Origin of the sequence: Streptomyces sp. NPDC020983, from assembly GCF_044333485.1 — a bacterium.
Lineage (GTDB): Bacteria > Actinomycetota > Actinomycetes > Streptomycetales > Streptomycetaceae > Actinacidiphila.
On the sequence record NZ_JBIRRA010000019.1, the window covers coordinates 35,290 to 50,378 of the forward strand.

Here is a 15,089-nt window from a genome sequence, read left to right on the forward strand (position 1 = left end):
CCCGGTGGCGCACTCCCGCAGGCCATAGCCGTACGAATGGTGTGAATATGGGAGTCCGACCGTCGGGGGGCGACGCGAGGAGCCGTTGATGGCGCAGGACACCAGCACCGCGGCGGCCGCGCCGGGGGAAGGGCAGGACCGGCGGCAGGTGCGGATCGCCATCGGTGCCCTCGCCCTCGGGCTGCTGCTGGCCGCCCTCGACCAGACGATCGTGTCGACCGCGCTGCCGACCATCGTCAGCGAGCTGGGCGGCATCGACCACCTGTCCTGGGTCGTGACCGCGTACCTGCTCGCCTCGACCGCCGCGACCCCGCTGTGGGGCAAGCTCGGCGACATGTACGGCCGGAAGCGGCTCTTCCAGACCGTCATCGTGATCTTCCTGATCGGTTCCGCGCTGTGCGGCGTCGCGCAGAGCATGGGCGAGCTGATCGCCTTCCGGGCGCTCCAGGGGCTGGGCGGCGGCGGACTGATCGCGCTGTCCATGGCGATCGTCGGCGACATCGTGCCGCCCCGCGACCGCGGCCGCTACCAGGGCGTCTTCGGCGGGGTCTTCGGCGCGGCGAGCGTGCTGGGGCCGCTGCTGGGCGGGGTGTTCACCGAGCAGCTGTCGTGGCGCTGGGTCTTCTACGTCAACCTGCCCATCGGTGTCGTCGCGCTCGCCGTCATCGCGGCCGTACTGCACATCCCCGCCCGCCGTACCACGCACCGCATCGACTACCTGGGCATGACGACGGTCGCCGCGGCGGCGACGTGCCTGGTGCTGGTCACCTCACTGGGCGGCACCACGCTCGCCTGGGGGTCGCCGTCGATCATCGCGCTGGCCGCGGCCGGGGTGCTGCTGGTCGCCGTGTTCGTCGCCGTCGAGCGGCGGGCGCAGGAGCCGGTGCTGCCGCCGCGGCTGTTCGGGGTGCGGACGTTCGTGGTGTGCTCGGTGATCTCGTTCATCATCGGCTTCGCCATGTTCGGCGCGATGACGTACCTGCCGACCTTCCTCCAGGTCGTGCACGGCTACTCGCCGACGCTGTCGGGTGTGCACATGATCCCGATGGTCGTCGGGCTGCTGCTGGCGTCCACCGGCTCCGGGCAGATCGTCAGCCGCACCGGCCGCTACAAGATCTTCCCGATCCTCGGCACCGCCGTCACCGCGATCGGGCTGCTGCTCCTGCACACCCTCGACGAGCACACCGTCACCTGGGTGATGAGCCTGTACTTCTTCGTCTTCGGTCTGGGCCTGGGCATGGTCATGCAGGTGCTGGTGCTCGCCGTGCAGAACGCCGTGGGCTACGAGGACCTCGGTTCCGCCACCTCCGGCGCGACCTTCTTCCGCTCCATCGGGGCCTCCTTCGGCGTGTCCGTCTTCGGCACCGTCTTCACCAACCAGCTCTCCGACAAGCTCACCGACGCCCTGCGGGGCCTGCCCGTACCGCCCGGCTTCGACCCCGCCCGCCTGCAGGCGGACCCGAACGCCATCGGCGGTCTTCCCGCGAGCGTCAAGGGGCCGGTCCTGCACGCGTACTCGCAGGCCATCACGACCGTCTTCCTGTGGGCCGTCCCGGTCGCCGCGCTCGGCTTCGTCATGGCCTGGATGCTCAGGGAGCAGCCGCTGCGCGGCAGCGTCACCGTGCCCGACGGCGGCGAGACGGTCGGCGTCAACCCCGTCGAACGCTCCTCCCTCGACGAGATCGCCCGCTGCCTGTCCCTGCTCGGCAGCCGGGACGCGCGACGCGGCCTCTACGAGCGCATCACCCGGCTGGCGGGCGCCGACATCCACCCCGCCACCAGTTGGCTGCTGCTGCGGATCGCGCACCACGGCAGCGCCGACCCCGTCGAACTCGCCCGCCGCACCACCGTCCCCGCCGAGCTCATCGAGACCGCCGCGGTCGAGGCGGAGGCCGGCGGCTACGCCGTACGGGCCGGCAACCCGCTCGTCCTCACCGCCTCCGGCACCGCCCTCAGCGAGCAGCTCGCCGAGGCCCGCCGCTCCGTCCTCGCCGGACTGCTCGGCGACTGGGACCCCGCCGGGCACGCCGAACTGGCCGCGCTCGTCCGCAAGCTGAGCGCCGAGCTGTGCGGCGGCGACACCGACCAGCCGGAACGGCGGCCCGCCGTCCGTAGCGGCTCCTACCGCGCGGGCGCGTAACCGCCTTCTCGGAGGGGGCGGTTGGGGGCGGCCGGGGTTTGCGCAGCGAAATGGCGGCAAGCCGAACGTCTGAGGCCCACATCGGGACAGACGGGAGCAGACCATGTCCACAGGATCGATCATCGCCCTCGTGGTGGCGGTCGTCGTCATAGCGGCGGCGGTCGCGGTCATCCTCCGCCGGGGCGGCGGCGCGGGGCCCGGCGTGAAGCGTCGCTTCGGCCCCGAGTACGAGCGGACGCTGGCCCTCCACGACGGCGACGCGCGCGCCGCGCGCCGCGAGCTGGCCGGGCGCGTCAAGCGCTACGGCGACATGGAACGGATGCCGCTCGGCGAGGACGCGCGGCAGCGGTACGCGACGCGCTGGACCGCGGTCCAGGGGCGGTTCGTCGACGACCCGGGCGCCGCGCTCGCCGAGGCGGAAGAGGCCCTCGGGGAACTCGCGGTCGAACGCGGCTACCCGGCCGCGGACTCGCCCGAGCACATCGACGCGCTCTCCGTCCACCACCCCCACCACGTCCAGGGCTACCGCGACGTGCACACCGCCGTGACCGACGCCTCCCTCGACACCGAGGGGCGGCGCAAGGCCCTCGTCGCCGCGCGGGGCCTGTTCGAGCAGCTGCTGGACGCGGCCGCCTCGCCGAGGACGGCGAAGTCCGCGCGGCCGGCGGAGCCCGTGGAGTACGCGGACGGCGAGCAGACCGCGGAACCCGCCGCGAGCGAGGACCCGGACGGCTCGGCCAAGGCGCCCCTGGGCAAGCGATTCTCCGCGCTGACCGCGCGGGGACGGACGACGACGGGAGCTTCGCGATGAGTGACACGCAGCAGACGGAAACGCCCCTGAAGAACGACCGGGCGGGAACGCCCCCGGCATCCCCGCCGGCCCCCGGACCCCTGCCCGCCTCGGAACGGGCCGGGCGTGACGCCGCTGGGCGCGATGCGGCTGGGCGCGATGCCGCTGGGCGTGACGCGGCTGGGCGTGACGGTGCCGGGCGTATGGACGCCGGGCGTATGGACGCGGGCCGTGACGCGGCCGGGCGTGACAGTGCCGGGCGTATGGACGCCGGGCGTGACGCGGCCGGGCGTGACGGTGCCGGGCGTATGGACGCCGGGCGTGACGCGGCCGGGCGTGACGGTGCCGGGCGTATGGACGCCGGGCGTGACGCCGCAGGCCGTGACAGCGCCGGGCGTACGGACGCCGGGCGTGACGCCGCAGGCCGTGACAGCGCCGGGCGTACGGACCTGGGCCGCGACGGTGCCGGGCGCGGTGAGGTGCCCGTCTCCGGCGACACCTCCGCAGCCGAGCGCGCGGGCCGTGCCGAGCGGAGCGGTCGGGTCGAGCACGCCGCCGGTCACGCCGCCGGGCGTGTGAACGGGAACGGCCTGGACCAGCGGATGGAGCACGCGGTGGTCGGCTTCGTCGACGAGCCGCGGCGGGCCGTGGAGGAGGCCGAAGCGGTGTTGCGCGAGGCGCTGGAGCAGGCCGAGCGCGCGGTGTCCGGTGCGCGGGCCGCGGTGGCGCAGGGCGGCTCCGACACGGAAGCGCTGCGCGTGGCCATGCAGCGGTACCGCGCGTTGACCTCGCACCTTCTCGCGCTGCCCACGCCCTGAGTTCGCGCGCAAAACCTGTGGGGCCTGCTCTGCTTGCCCCTCGCCCCGGCGGGCGTGTGCCCGTGCCGGGGCGTTGCGCTGCACGGGCCCGTTTTGCGCTGCGGGGGTGTCTGTTGCGCTCGTGCGCGCGATCTTCAGCCGGTGGCGGGTTGCTCGCGCCGTTCCCCGCGCCCCTCGGGGGGTGCCACTTGCGACGGGCGGTTCGCCGTTCCGCCGGTGGGGGCTGAGCGCGCCGTTCCTCGCGCCCCTGAGGGGGTGCCGCTTGCGGTGGGCGGTTCGCCGTTCTGCCGGTGGTGGGTTGCTCGCGCAGTTCCTCGCGCCCCTGGGTTGCCCGGCGGGGCATCGCGCGTCCTGTGCGGGGGTGGGGTCGGGTGCCACTCCGGGGGTACCTCCTCGGAATGCGCGTCTGACCTCCCCCGTGTCCGGTGAGGGAGTGGGTGCGCATTCCTGCGGGGGCACCCCCGGATCGTCCCCCTCCCGGGCCGGTGTGGCGGCTGCCTGCCGGTGGGGGTGAAGTCTCTGCGGGGACTGCGGTTCGCCCCCGACGGCGGCGCACCCCCACGAGAAGGCCGTCAGCCGACGTCGTATCTGCACGGGTGGTGGGGGTGGGAACACCCCGCGCCGCCAGGCGCGGGCACCAACCGCGGCGGGGCAGCCGCGAGCTCACCCCGGGTGGGCACCGTCCGAGCGCGGCGCCGCCAGGCGCGGGTACCCCGCGGCGGGTCAGCCGCCCACGCACCGTCCGAGCGCGGCGCCGCCAGGCGCGGGTACCCCGCGGCGGGTCAGCCGCCCACGCACCGCCCGAGCGCGGCGCCGCCAGGCGCGGGTACCCCCGCGGCGGGTCAGCCGCCCACGCACCGTCCGAGCGCGGCGCCGTCAGGCGCGGGTACCCCGCGGCGGGTCAGCCGCCCACGCACCGCCCGGGCGCGGCGCCGTCAGGCGCGGGTACCCCCGCGGCGGGTCAGCCGCCCACGCACCGCCCGGGCGCGGCGCCGTCAGGCGCGGGCACCCCCGCGGCGGGTCAGCCGCCAACGTACGGGCAAGCGGGCACCGTCCGGGCGCGGCGCCGTCAGGCGCGGGGGCCACCGTGCGGGGGGAGGTGGGCTCTTACCGCGCCGGAGGCGTGAACGTGGGGGTGGGGGAGAAGACGGCGCGGCGGGTGGCGCGGCGGAGGGCGGCGAGGACGGGGGGTCCGAGGGTGAAGGTGAGGGCCGCGGTGAGGGCGGCGCGGGGGAGGTCCCAGCCCAGAGACGTGGTGAGGCAGTACGTGGTGAACCTTGCGAGGTTCGCGGCGAGCGAGATGTGCGGGGAGTAGCTGATGTCGGAGGCGAGGCCGCCGATGTAGGGCCAGCCCTGGAGGTTCATCACCGTGCCGTAGGCGACCGCGGCCACCGCCCCGTACACCGCGAGCATCGCGAGTTCGCGGCGGCCGCGCAGGGAGGGCCGGGGCAGGAGCCCGGCGCCCGTCGTGACCCATCCCATCGCGAGCATCTGGAAGGGGAGCCAGGGGCCCACGCCCCCGGTGAGCAGTGCGGAGGCGAACATGGTGAGGGAGCCGAGGGTGAAGCCGAAGCCGGGGCCGAGGACCCGGCCGGACAGCACCATGAGGAAGAACATCGGCTCGATGCCTGCCGTGCCTGCGCCGAGGGGGCGCAGGGCCGCTCCGGCGGCGGCGAGCATGCCGAGCATCGCGACGGCCTTGGGGTCCATGCCGTTGTCGGCGATGGTGGCGATGACGACGGCGACGAGCAGCGGCAGCAGCGCGGCGAAGAGCCAGGGCGCGTCGGCGCTGTGTGCGGCCACGGCGGATCCGTGTGCGGCGAGCAGTGGCCAGCAGAAGGCGGCGACGCCGACGAGGGAGACGAGGCCGAGGACGACGACGGCCCGGGGGCCGAGCCGTACGGGGTCGGTGCGGTTCACGGGGTGGCCTCCAGGGCCCGGGCGACCTGGGTGACCGTCAGCCAGGGGGAGGGGGCGAGGATCTTCGCGATCTGCGGGGCGAAGGCGGGGGAGGACAGGACGACGTCGGGGGTGGGGCCGTCGGCGACGGGTTCGCCGTCGGCGAGGATCACGACGCGGTCGGCGAGGTCGGCGGCGAGTTCCACGTCGTGCGTGGCGAGGACGATCGCGTGGCCTTCGGCGGCGAGGGCCCGCAGGTGGGCGACCAGGCGGGCCTTGGCCGCGTAGTCGAGGCCGCGGGTGGGTTCGTCGAGGAGCAGCACCGGCGGGTTCGCGGCGAGGACGACGGCGAGTGCGAGGGAGAGCCGCTGGCCCTCGGAGAGGTCGCGGGGGTGGGTGTCGTCGGGTATGCCGGGCAGCAGGTCCGTGACGAGCGCGCGGCAGGTGCCGGGCGGTGCGGCGGCGTCCCGGTCGGCGGCGGCGCATTCGGCGGCGACGGTGTCGGCGTAGAGGAGGTCGCGCGGCTCCTGGGGGACGAGTCCGACGCGGCGCAGCAGCTGCGCGGGGCGCGTGCGGTGGGGTACGGCGCCGCCCACGGTCACCGAACCGGCGGCGGGGGTGTGCAGGCCGACGAGCGTGGACAGGAGCGTGGACTTCCCGGCGCCGTTGCGGCCCATGAGGGCGACGGTCTCGCTGGCCCGCACGGTGAGGTCGACCCCGCGCAGCGCCTCCACCCGCCCGCGCCGTACGGCCAGCCGTTCGGCGCGTACGAGCACGTCGGTGGCGGGTGCGGCCGGGCCTGCGCCGGGCGTGCCGGGTGAGCGGCGCCAGGGGAGCTTGCGGGGGCGCCGCGCCGCCGCCTCGGGGGGAGGAGGAGCGTCCTCGGTCCGGGGCGCGGTGGCGGCGGGGAGCGGGGCGGTGGCGCCGGGGGTCAGGCCCTCCAGGCGGGAGCGGAGCGGGGCCGCGGCGCGGCGGGCGTCGCGGACGGACAGGGGCAGGGGTGACCAGCCGGCGAGGCGGCCGAGGGCCACGACCGGGGGGTGCACGGGGGAGACGGCCATCATGGCGGCGGGGTCGCCGACCTGCGGCGGGGCGCCGGGCGCGGGCAGGAGGACCACCTGGTCGGCGTACTGGACGACGCGCTCCAGCCGGTGCTCGGCCAGCAGCACCGTCGTGCCGAGGTCGTGCACGAGCCGCTGGAGCACCCCGAGTACCTCCTCGGCGGCGCCCGGGTCGAGCGCGGACGTCGGCTCGTCCAGCACCAGCACCTTCGGGTGGACGGTCAGCACCGAGCCGATCGCCACGCGCTGCTGCTGGCCGCCGGACAGCGTCGCGATCGGGCGGTCGCGCAGCTCGGCCAGGCCCAGCAGGTCGAGGGTCTCCTCGACGCGCCGCCGCATCGTCTCCGGCGGCACCCCCAGCGACTCCATGCCGTAGGCGAGTTCGTCCTCGACGGTGTCCGTCACGAAATGGGACAGCGGGTCCTGCCCCACCGTGCCGACGACGTCGGCGAGTTCGCGCGGCCGGTGGGTACGGGTGTCGCGGCCGGCGACGCTCACGCGGCCGCTCAGGTGGCCGCCGGTGAAGTGCGGCACCAGGCCGCTCACCGCGCCCAGCAGCGTCGACTTGCCGACCCCGGACGGCCCGACGACCAGGCACATCTCGCCCTCGGGCACGTCGAGGTCGACCCCGCTCAGGACGGCCCCCGCGTCCTCGGCGTAGCGGAAGGACACCTGCTCGAAGCGGATCACCGTGTCTCTCCTTCCGGGCGCCGCGCGTTTCCCGGGGCCGCCGTGACGGCCGGGACCAGGCCGAGCAGGACGCACGCCGCGGGCCACAGCGGCAGCGCCGGGGCGGTCAGCGGTACCGCGGGCGGGTCCAGCGCGTCGGGCGCGTAGGTGGCCGCGGCGATCATCGCGGCCGCGACCGCCGCGCCCGAGCCCGCCACGAGCCATGCGCGGGCGCCCCACGCGTCGGGACGGTAGCGGGTGCGCGGCGTGCGGCGGCCGCCCAGGTGCAGGCCCGCCATCGCCGCCGCGAGGCCCGCCAGGAGCACGGGCAGCCCGTAGTCCGCGCCGCTGCCGCTCGCCGCGAGCAGCCCGTACGTCCCCGCGCACACGCCCAGCAGGCCGCCGACGGTGAGCGCGGCGGTGGCCCGGCGCACGGTGGGCGGGACGTCGGCCGTACGCCCGTAGCCGCGCGCGTCCATCGCGGCGGCCAGGGCGACGGACCGCTCCAGCGCGCCCTCCAGCACCGGCAGGCCGACCTGGAGCAGGGCCCGCACCCCGCGGTCGTCGCGGCCGCGCAGCCGGCGGGCGGCGCGCAGCCGCGCCACGTCCGCGACCAGGTGGGGGGCGAAGGTCATCGCCACGACCACCGCGACGCCCGCCTCGTACAGCGCGCCCGGCAGCGACTTGAGCAGCCGGGCGGGGTTCGCGAGGGAGTTGGCGGCGCCGAGGCAGACCAGGAGCGTCGCGAGCTTCAGGCCGTCGCGCAGCGCGAAGACCACCGCCTCGGCGGTGACCCGCCCGCCCAGCCGCACGCCCTGCGCCCAGCCCGGCAGCGGGACCTCGGGGAGCGTGACGAGGGTGTGCGTGCCCGGGATCGGCGAGCCGAGGACAACCGCGAAGACGACGCGGATCGCGACGACGAGCAGGCCGAGGCGGAGAAACGTGGCGTAGGAGCGGGACCAGGGGGCGGTGTCGGTGCGGGCGGCGGCGACCACGTAGGCGGTCACGGCCGCGACCAGGGCGAGGAGCAGCACGTTCGTCGTGCGGCTGGCCGCGGTGGCCAGGCCGAGGGCCCAGATCCACCACGCTCCGGCATGCAGGGCTGTCCGCCGGCCGGTGGCGGCCGCCCCGCGGGGCGCCGCGGGCCGCTGGGGCGGGATCGTCCCGCCGGTGGCGGCCGGGCGTGCGGTTCCTCGCGCCCGGGGGGGAGCACCGCCCGGCGTGTCTGGCGGGTTCGTCATCGGCGGCGGCGGAACTGCCAGGCGGCCGCGAGGGCCAGGACGGCGACGGCGGCGGTGCCCGCGAGGAGGCCGAGGGAGGGGCCGGAGTGGTGGGCGGCGGGGGCGGAGGCCGTGGAGCCGACCTCGTCGCCGCACCCGGCGGCGGGGTAGCCGGTGATGGCGCACAGGACGCCGGCGGAGTTGTAGCGCAGCGGCTTGGCCACGGAGGCGAGGGCGTCGGCGGAGGAGGCCGCCGTGGGGACCTGTGCGCAGGCGGTGCGGGCGGGCGGGGGCGTGGCGTGGCCGGCGGCGTCCGCGCTGGTGCCGGGGTCGATGACCAGGGCGATCCGCTTGCGGCCCGCGGCCGCGGGGGTGTGCGCGCAGATCGCCGCGAAGTCCGCGGTGCCGCGCGGCTGGACGGCCTTGGCGGCGGCGTCCTTGCTCACGGCGAAGCGCCAGCCCTCCACGCTGCCGTCGGCGGGCACGTGCATGGCCGGGCCCGTCTGCGCGTACGTCCAGCTCGTGCCCGAGCGCAGCCAGTAGGACCAGTAGCGGTAGCCGGCGGCGTGTGCGGGCGGGGCGAGGGCGAGCAGCAGCAGCGCCGCGGCCAGGGCAGCGGCGGGGAGCGCGGCCCGGCGGCGGGCCGGCCCTGCGGGGGAGGCGGTCCGGCGGGGCATCACGCCTGCCGTCGCTTGCGGCCGCTGAGGAGGATGCCGAAGCCCGCGCTCGCGACGAAGACGACGCCGACGACGATCCAGGTGGTGGTGCTGGACGACAGGCCGCCGTCGTCGTCCGCGTCGGCGTGCGTCTCGGCGCCGGTCGCGCGCTTGGTGGGGGCCGGGCCGAGGGCGATGAGCCGGGTGAGCGGGTCGTCCGCGCCACTGGCGCGGGGGGTCTGCGCGGCGCCCGCGGCGAGCACCAGCTGCGCGAGGGCGGCCGGGTTGCCCTTGGACCAGGAGGCGGAGTTGGCGGCGAGCCAGGTGTACGTGCGCTGGGCCTCGGTCAGGCGCCCGGACGCCGCGAGGGCGACGACGGCGTCGGCGGTGGTGCCGTAGTCCGGGACGGGCGCGGTGGCGCCGGGGGTGACGGCGGTGAGGTGGCCGCCGCCCTTGGCGAGCTGTGCGGACAGCCAGGCGCCGGCCGCGGCGGCGGTGCCGTGCGCGTCGAGCGAGGCGTAGGCGCCCGGGTTGGCGGTGCAGTCGGGGGCGGCCGCGGAGGGCGTGGCGGCGGGGGTGCCGTAGCCGATGAGGCCTGCGTCGGCGAGGCCGCGCAGGGCGTCGGCGGTGGCCTTGGCGTTGGGGGTGAGCTTGCCGTCCGTGCCGGGGTAGCCGAAGGAGCCGCGGTCGGCGGGCTTGGCGGAGCAGCCGAACTGGAAGCCGCGCAGCGCGTCGTAGGGCGTCCGGCCCTTGGCGTTGGGCTTGCGGGCGGCCTGCGGGCCGAGCCCGGCCATGACGACGGCGGTGGAGTCGGGGTCGGAGGGGCCGCCGGGGTTGTACGACCAGCCCCCGTCGGCGTTCTGCACGGAACCCAGCCAGGCCACGGCGCGCTTGACGGCGGGCGAGGAGCCGGCGCCGGTCTGCGTGAGGGCCTGGACGGCTATGCCGGTGGCGTTGGTGTCCTCGGTCTTCGGGTCGCAGGGCTTGCCCGTGTCGGCGCGGTAGGACGGCCAGCCGCCGTCCGCGCACTGCTGCGCGAGCAGCCACGCGGTGGCGCCGGCGGCGGCGGAGTAGCCGTTCCGGGACACGGCCATCTCCGCGTACGCCTGCCGCCACACCCCGTCGTACGTCGGGTCGCCCGCGCCGTAGAGGTCCGCGCGCGTGACGGTCGGGGTGCTCGGGGCCGCGGTCGGCGTGGTGTCCGCGAGCGCGGCGGGTGCGGCCAGGACCGTGAGGGCCGAGGCGGCGGTCACCAGCAGGGCGGCGCGGCGGCGCAGGGACATGGGGGTGGGCCTTTCCGGGACGGGGGATCCCTCACCCTAACGTGCGGCCGCCGGCCGGCCGTGGCGGGCTCCGGCGCCGTGGAGGGCGCCGGAGGTGTCAGGTGGCGGCGGAGCCGCGCTTGATCGCCTGGAGGAAGCGGGCCAGCGCGCCGGGCGTCGTGGACAGCACGACACCCGGTTCGTCGCTCTCCCGTATCAGCACCGCGCCACCCGCCGAGACGGCGACCTCCACACAATCGCCCGAATCGTTCGAGTACGTGGATTTCTGCCAGGTCGTGGTCTGCGCGGTCATCGGCTGCCTTCGGATGTCAGAGGTCTCGGGAGACGGCGAGGATGAAGTCCCGCGACTGGGACTCGTCGAGCGCGGTCGCGGCGAGACGCTGGTGGATGACGCGGTAGTTGGCCAGGTGCGGCGCGGCGTGCAGGAAGATCGGGCCGGGCGAGGAGTCCATCTGCACCGTGTCGAGGGCGGGCACGGCGCCGCACACGTACAGGTGCACGTGGCCGGAGCTGAAGTACGCGTGGGTGGAGAAGGGCACGACCCGGACGCTTATCCGGGGCAGGTGGCTCAGCTCCAGCAGGTGGTCGAGCTGTGCGCGGGCGATCTTGGGGCCGCCGTAGCCCATCCGGAGCGCCGCCTCGTGGACGACCGCCTCGTACGGCGCCGCGGAGTCGCGGTAGAGGATGCTGCTGCGCTCGAGCCGGTGGGCGATGCGCGCCTCCAGTTCGGCCTGCGGCAGCGGCAGGACGGTGTTGCTGAACATGGTGCGGGTGTAGTCCTCGGTCTGGAACACCCCGGGGATGTGGGTGATCTGGACGGTGCGCATCGCGGTGCCGTGGAATTCCAGCTCGGCGATGTCCAGCAGGGGGGCCGGCACGACCCCCCGGTACGCCTCCCACCAGCCCTTGCGGCCGATGCCGTTGGCCATCACGACGAGCGCGTCGATGAGGGCCTCGTCACCGCACTGGTAGAACGACGCGAGGCGCCGCAACCGCTCTTCGCTGACGCCGAGCCGACCGGCCTCGATGTGGCTGACCTTGGCCGGGTCGGTGCCGAGCAGACGGGCGGTGTCGCGGGCCGTGATTCCGGCTGCCTCGCGCATCTTCCGTAGCTCCGCACCGAGGCGCTCCTGACGGGCGGTTGCGGTGCTTCTGAGCGGCATGGTGTCCCTTCTTGACTCTGGTTCGAGTGTGCCGTTCCGCTCACGCCGGGTCCAGATCGTTTCTGGAAATTTCGGCGACAAGGTTGCAGAGGGGCAGTATTGCCCCAAATGGTTCGGCGGTCCAGGTGTGCCCGCCCAGTCAACTCCCTTTTGAGGCAAGGCTGTTGACAGGGTGCAGGGTTGCCGTGGTCTTTTCGCGCGACGCGGGCCCCGGCGGCCGCCGGACGGCTCCCGGGCGGCGGCGGAACATCAGCCGGACAGGCGTCGTTTCCGGCGGGCGGCCGGTTGACGCCCCTGTGGCGAAAGGGAGTTGGCGCCGCGGCGGCTCCGGCGCCCGCTGCCCCCCGGCAATTCGCCGCCGGTGGCCGAACCGCACGCCCGCCGCGGGCGGTACGCACACCCGCCGCGGCAGTGCGGCCGGGCGACCACCGGAAGCCGCCGGCGGCCGCCTCCCGGGGGCCCCGCGGACTACGCCGGCGCGCCCGCCGGACCCGTGCGTTCCGCACGGCCAGGAGGTGACAACGGTGACTTCTCCGCGTGCCCGCCGATATGGAAATCTCGTGTCCGTCACCGCCACAAGGGGGATCGATGGACAACCGCTACGAGGTTTTCTGCCTCGCGGACCGGCATTTCTACGAAAGCCTCGACCGGCTTCCCATGGCCGTGTCCGGCGATTCCGCTTCGGCATCCGGCGCGGTGGCCGGCGCGGTCTCGGGAGCGGAGCCGGTCCGGACGCCGGTCGCCGCCTTCGAGACCGCGCAGCGCGAGGTGCCGGCCGGCTGGCGCACCGTACGGGTCGGGGACTGGATGCACCTCGATCCGGGTGCCGGGGCCGGCGCCGAGGGCGCCGGGCGCCCCCTCCAGGGCTGGAAGATCCATGTCTCCGCCGCCCTCGGGAACGCCGACAAGGTGGCCGCCAAGGTGTGGGACCACTGCGTTCCGCGCGGCATTCCGTTTAAATTCGTGCCCAGCCCGCAGCTGCTGCACCTGCGCAACTCCAAATACGCCGGGCGCGACACCAGCGGAAAGTTCGTCACCATTTACCCGGACGGCGAGGAACAGCTGCGGGAGATCCTCGAAGAACTCGGCGAACTCCTCGACGGCGAACCCGGCCCGTACATCCTCACCGACCTGCGCTGGCGCGAGGGGCCGCTCTACGTGCGCTACGGGGCCTTCGCGAAGCGCTTCTGCGTCGGCGAGCACGGCACCCTGGTCTCCGCGATCGAGGACGGCGAGGGCCGGCTCGTCCCCGACAGCCGCGCGCCCGCCTTCCACGTACCCGAGTGGGTGACGCTGCCGGACTTCCTGCGGCCGCACCTGGAAGCGCGCAACGCCACGACGGTCGGCGAACTCCCCTACCGCATCGAGAAGGCGCTGCACTTCTCCAACGGCGGCGGCGTCTACACCGCGACCGACACCCGCACCGGCGAGAAGGTCGTCCTCAAGGAGGGCCGCCCGCACGCCGGACTCGCCTCGGACGGCGCCGACGCCGTGACCCGTCTGGAGCGCGAGCGCGACGTGCTGCGCGCGCTCGGCGGGACGGGTGTCGCGCCCGAGGTACGCGACTGGTTCACCCTCGGCGACCACCGCTTCCTGGTCATGGAGTTCCTCGAGGGCAAGCCGCTCAACAGCTACTTCGGGCACCGCCACCCGCTGCTCACGCCCGAGCCCGACCCGGAGGCCGTCGCCGGCTACACGCACTGGGCGCTGCGGATCCACGAGGGCGTCGAACGGGCCGTCGCCGCGGTCCACGCGCGCGGCCTCGTCGTCAACGACCTGCACATGTACAACGTCATGGTCGGCCCGGACGACGAGTCCGTCCGCCTCCTCGACTTCGAGGCCGCCACCGACGCCGGCGACGGGCGCGGCCAGTCCGTCGCCCACCCCGGCTTCATGGCGCCCCCCGACCGCCGCGGCTTCGCCGTCGACCACTACGCCCTGGCGTGCCTGCGCCTCGCCCTCTTCCTCCCCGTCACCACGCTCCTGCCCATCGACCGCACCAAGGCCGCCCACCTCGCGGAGGTGATCGCCGGGCAGTTCCCGGTGCCCGCCGAATGGCTGGCGGAGGCCGTCCGGGAGATCACACGGGACGTGGGCACCGGCGAGGGCGTCCCCGCACCGGGCGGGACGGCGACGGCGGGGCCGTCCGCGCGGGAACGGGCCGGCGGGGAGCACGCGGCTGCTCCCGCGCAAGGGGCGGACGGCGCGTCCGGCTACCTGCCCGTCGACGTCGCGGACTGGCCGGCCGCCCGGGACGCCATGGGGCGCGCCGTCCTCGCCTCCGCGACACCGCAGCGCGACGACCGGCTCTTCCCCGGCGACATCGCGCAGTTCGGCGACGGCGGCGGCCTCGGCATCGCCCACGGCGCCGCCGGAGTCCTGCTCGCCTTCGCCGAAACCGGGCTGCCCCGCTACCCCGAGGGCGAACGGTGGCTGCTGGACCGCACCGCCCCACCCCCGAACGGCACACCGCTCGGCCTCTACGACGGCATCGCCGGGATCGCGTACGTCCTCGACCGGCTCGGCCACAGCGACCGCGCCCTCGACCTCGTCCGCACCCTGCTCGCCGAGAAGTGGCAGCACCTCGCCTCCGACCTCCACGGCGGCCTCGCGGGTCTCGGCCTCGTCCTCGACCACCTCGCCCGCAGCACCGGCGACGCCTCGCTGCACGACCGAGCCCTCGAAGCCGCCGGCATCGTCGCCGCCCGGCTCTCCGGCGGCACCCCGCGCGCCGGACTCATGCACGGGGCGACCGGCGCCGCGCTGCTCTTCGTCCGCCTCTTCGAGCGCACCGGCGCGCGCGGCCTGCTCGTGCACGCCGCCCGCGCGCTCTCCCTCGACCTCGACCGCTGCGTGCACACCGCCGCGGGCGGCCTCGACGTCGACGAGGGCTGGCGCACCATGCCCTACCTCGGCGACGGCAGCGCGGGTATCGGCATGGTCCTCGACGACCTGCTGCCGCTCGCCCGCCAGGCCGGGACCCTCACACCCGACGAGGCCGTCCGCTTCGAGCAGGCCCGCACCGACATCGTGCGCGCCGCCACCCTGCGGCTCTACGCCCAGCCCGGCCTCTTCTCCGGCCGGGCCGGGACACTCCTGCACCTCGCGCGCACCCGCACCCCCGTGCCCGCCGGCGCCCTCGCCGAGCAGGCCGGCGCGCTCGGCTGGTACGGCATGCCGTACGGCGGCGGGCTCGCCTTCCCCGGCAACCAGATGATGCGGCTCTCCATGGACCTGGGCACCGGCACCGCCGGCTGCCTGCTCGCCCTGGGCGCCGCGACCGGCGGCGCCGCCGCCGGGTTGCCCTTCCTCCCGCCCTTCACGGGCGGCTCCTGAACCGGGCCCGGCCGTTCGCGGCCGGGACCGCGCACCACCCATCCACGCACCACC

At 75.6% G+C, this 15,089-nt stretch carries 11 protein-coding genes; 4 read left to right on the forward strand and 7 right to left on the reverse strand.

The features are described from left to right. Positions 1-88 precede the first annotated feature (88 nt). The 3 genes from ACH4SE_RS32590 (at position 89) to ACH4SE_RS32600 (ending at position 3,748) form a co-directional block, all read left to right on the forward strand. Complete coding sequence (locus ACH4SE_RS32590; RefSeq protein WP_398547150.1) at positions 89-2,140, forward strand: MFS transporter; 2,052 nt, start codon at positions 89-91, stop codon at positions 2,138-2,140. Positions 2,141-2,243: 103 nt separating this feature from the next. After that, the gene (locus tag ACH4SE_RS32595) at positions 2,244-2,951 is read left to right on the forward strand and encodes a hypothetical protein (protein WP_398547151.1); all 708 of its coding nucleotides are present in this window, start codon (positions 2,244-2,246) and stop codon (positions 2,949-2,951) included. Positions 2,952-3,283: 332 nt separating this feature from the next. Beyond that, complete coding sequence (locus ACH4SE_RS32600) at positions 3,284-3,748, forward strand: hypothetical protein (protein ID WP_398547152.1); 465 nt, start codon at positions 3,284-3,286, stop codon at positions 3,746-3,748. 1,107 nt (positions 3,749-4,855) lie between these two features. Here ACH4SE_RS32600 and ACH4SE_RS32605 read toward each other — a convergent pair. The 7 genes from ACH4SE_RS32605 to ACH4SE_RS32635 form a co-directional block, all read right to left on the reverse strand. Further along, entirely contained in the window at positions 4,856-5,668 is an 813-nt protein-coding gene (locus ACH4SE_RS32605) for an ECF transporter S component (protein WP_398547153.1), read from the reverse strand. Beyond that, a complete protein-coding gene (locus ACH4SE_RS32610; RefSeq protein WP_398547154.1) occupies positions 5,665-7,398 on the reverse strand; it encodes an ABC transporter ATP-binding protein in 1,734 nt (577 codons plus the stop codon). The genes ACH4SE_RS32605 and ACH4SE_RS32610 overlap by 4 nt, the downstream gene beginning before the upstream one ends. Further along, entirely contained in the window at positions 7,395-8,618 is a 1,224-nt protein-coding gene (locus ACH4SE_RS32615; protein WP_398547155.1) for a CbiQ family ECF transporter T component, read from the reverse strand. Before ACH4SE_RS32615 ends, ACH4SE_RS32610 begins: the two co-directional genes overlap by 4 nt. Beyond that, a complete protein-coding gene (locus ACH4SE_RS32620) occupies positions 8,615-9,274 on the reverse strand; it encodes an SCO2322 family protein (RefSeq protein ID WP_398547156.1) in 660 nt (219 codons plus the stop codon). Before ACH4SE_RS32620 ends, ACH4SE_RS32615 begins: the two co-directional genes overlap by 4 nt. Beyond that, positions 9,274-10,536, reverse strand: a complete 1,263-nt coding sequence (locus tag ACH4SE_RS32625; protein WP_398547157.1) for a prenyltransferase/squalene oxidase repeat-containing protein — start codon at positions 10,534-10,536, stop codon at positions 9,274-9,276. The genes ACH4SE_RS32620 and ACH4SE_RS32625 overlap by 1 nt, the downstream gene beginning before the upstream one ends. A 97-nt stretch (positions 10,537-10,633) precedes the next feature. Continuing rightward, positions 10,634-10,828, reverse strand: coding sequence for a DUF397 domain-containing protein (locus tag ACH4SE_RS32630; RefSeq protein ID WP_398547158.1), 195 nt, complete (start codon positions 10,826-10,828; stop codon positions 10,634-10,636). A gap of 16 nt (positions 10,829-10,844) precedes the next feature. After that, positions 10,845-11,699, reverse strand: coding sequence for a helix-turn-helix domain-containing protein (locus ACH4SE_RS32635; RefSeq protein ID WP_398547159.1), 855 nt, complete (start codon positions 11,697-11,699; stop codon positions 10,845-10,847). A 588-nt stretch (positions 11,700-12,287) separates the two neighbouring features. On the opposite strand from ACH4SE_RS32635, the gene lanKC reads away from it, so the two are divergent. Next, positions 12,288-15,035: a class III lanthionine synthetase LanKC gene (gene lanKC / locus ACH4SE_RS32640; protein ID WP_398547160.1), complete on the forward strand. Its 2,748-nt coding sequence runs from the start codon at positions 12,288-12,290 to the stop codon at positions 15,033-15,035. Positions 15,036-15,089: the final 54 nt, after the last annotated feature.

Bases quoted from the DNA above. Each gene is read 5' to 3' on its own strand.
- ACH4SE_RS32620 (WP_398547156.1), bottom strand. From the start codon at position 9,274: ATGCCCCGCCGGACCGCCTCCCCCGCAGGGCCGGCCCGCCGCCGGGCC.
- ACH4SE_RS32630 (WP_398547158.1), bottom strand. From the start codon at position 10,828: ATGACCGCGCAGACCACGACCTGGCAGAAATCCACGTACTCGAACGAT.
- ACH4SE_RS32635 (WP_398547159.1), bottom strand. From the start codon at position 11,699: ATGCCGCTCAGAAGCACCGCAACCGCCCGTCAGGAGCGCCTCGGTGCG.
- ACH4SE_RS32615 (WP_398547155.1), bottom strand. From the start codon at position 8,618: ATGACGAACCCGCCAGACACGCCGGGCGGTGCTCCCCCCCGGGCGCGA.
- ACH4SE_RS32595 (WP_398547151.1), top strand. From the start codon at position 2,244: ATGTCCACAGGATCGATCATCGCCCTCGTGGTGGCGGTCGTCGTCATA.
- ACH4SE_RS32625 (WP_398547157.1), bottom strand. From the start codon at position 10,536: ATGTCCCTGCGCCGCCGCGCCGCCCTGCTGGTGACCGCCGCCTCGGCC.
- ACH4SE_RS32600 (WP_398547152.1), top strand. From the start codon at position 3,284: ATGGACGCCGGGCGTGACGCCGCAGGCCGTGACAGCGCCGGGCGTACG.
- ACH4SE_RS32590 (WP_398547150.1), top strand. From the start codon at position 89: ATGGCGCAGGACACCAGCACCGCGGCGGCCGCGCCGGGGGAAGGGCAG.
- lanKC (WP_398547160.1), top strand. From the start codon at position 12,288: ATGGACAACCGCTACGAGGTTTTCTGCCTCGCGGACCGGCATTTCTAC.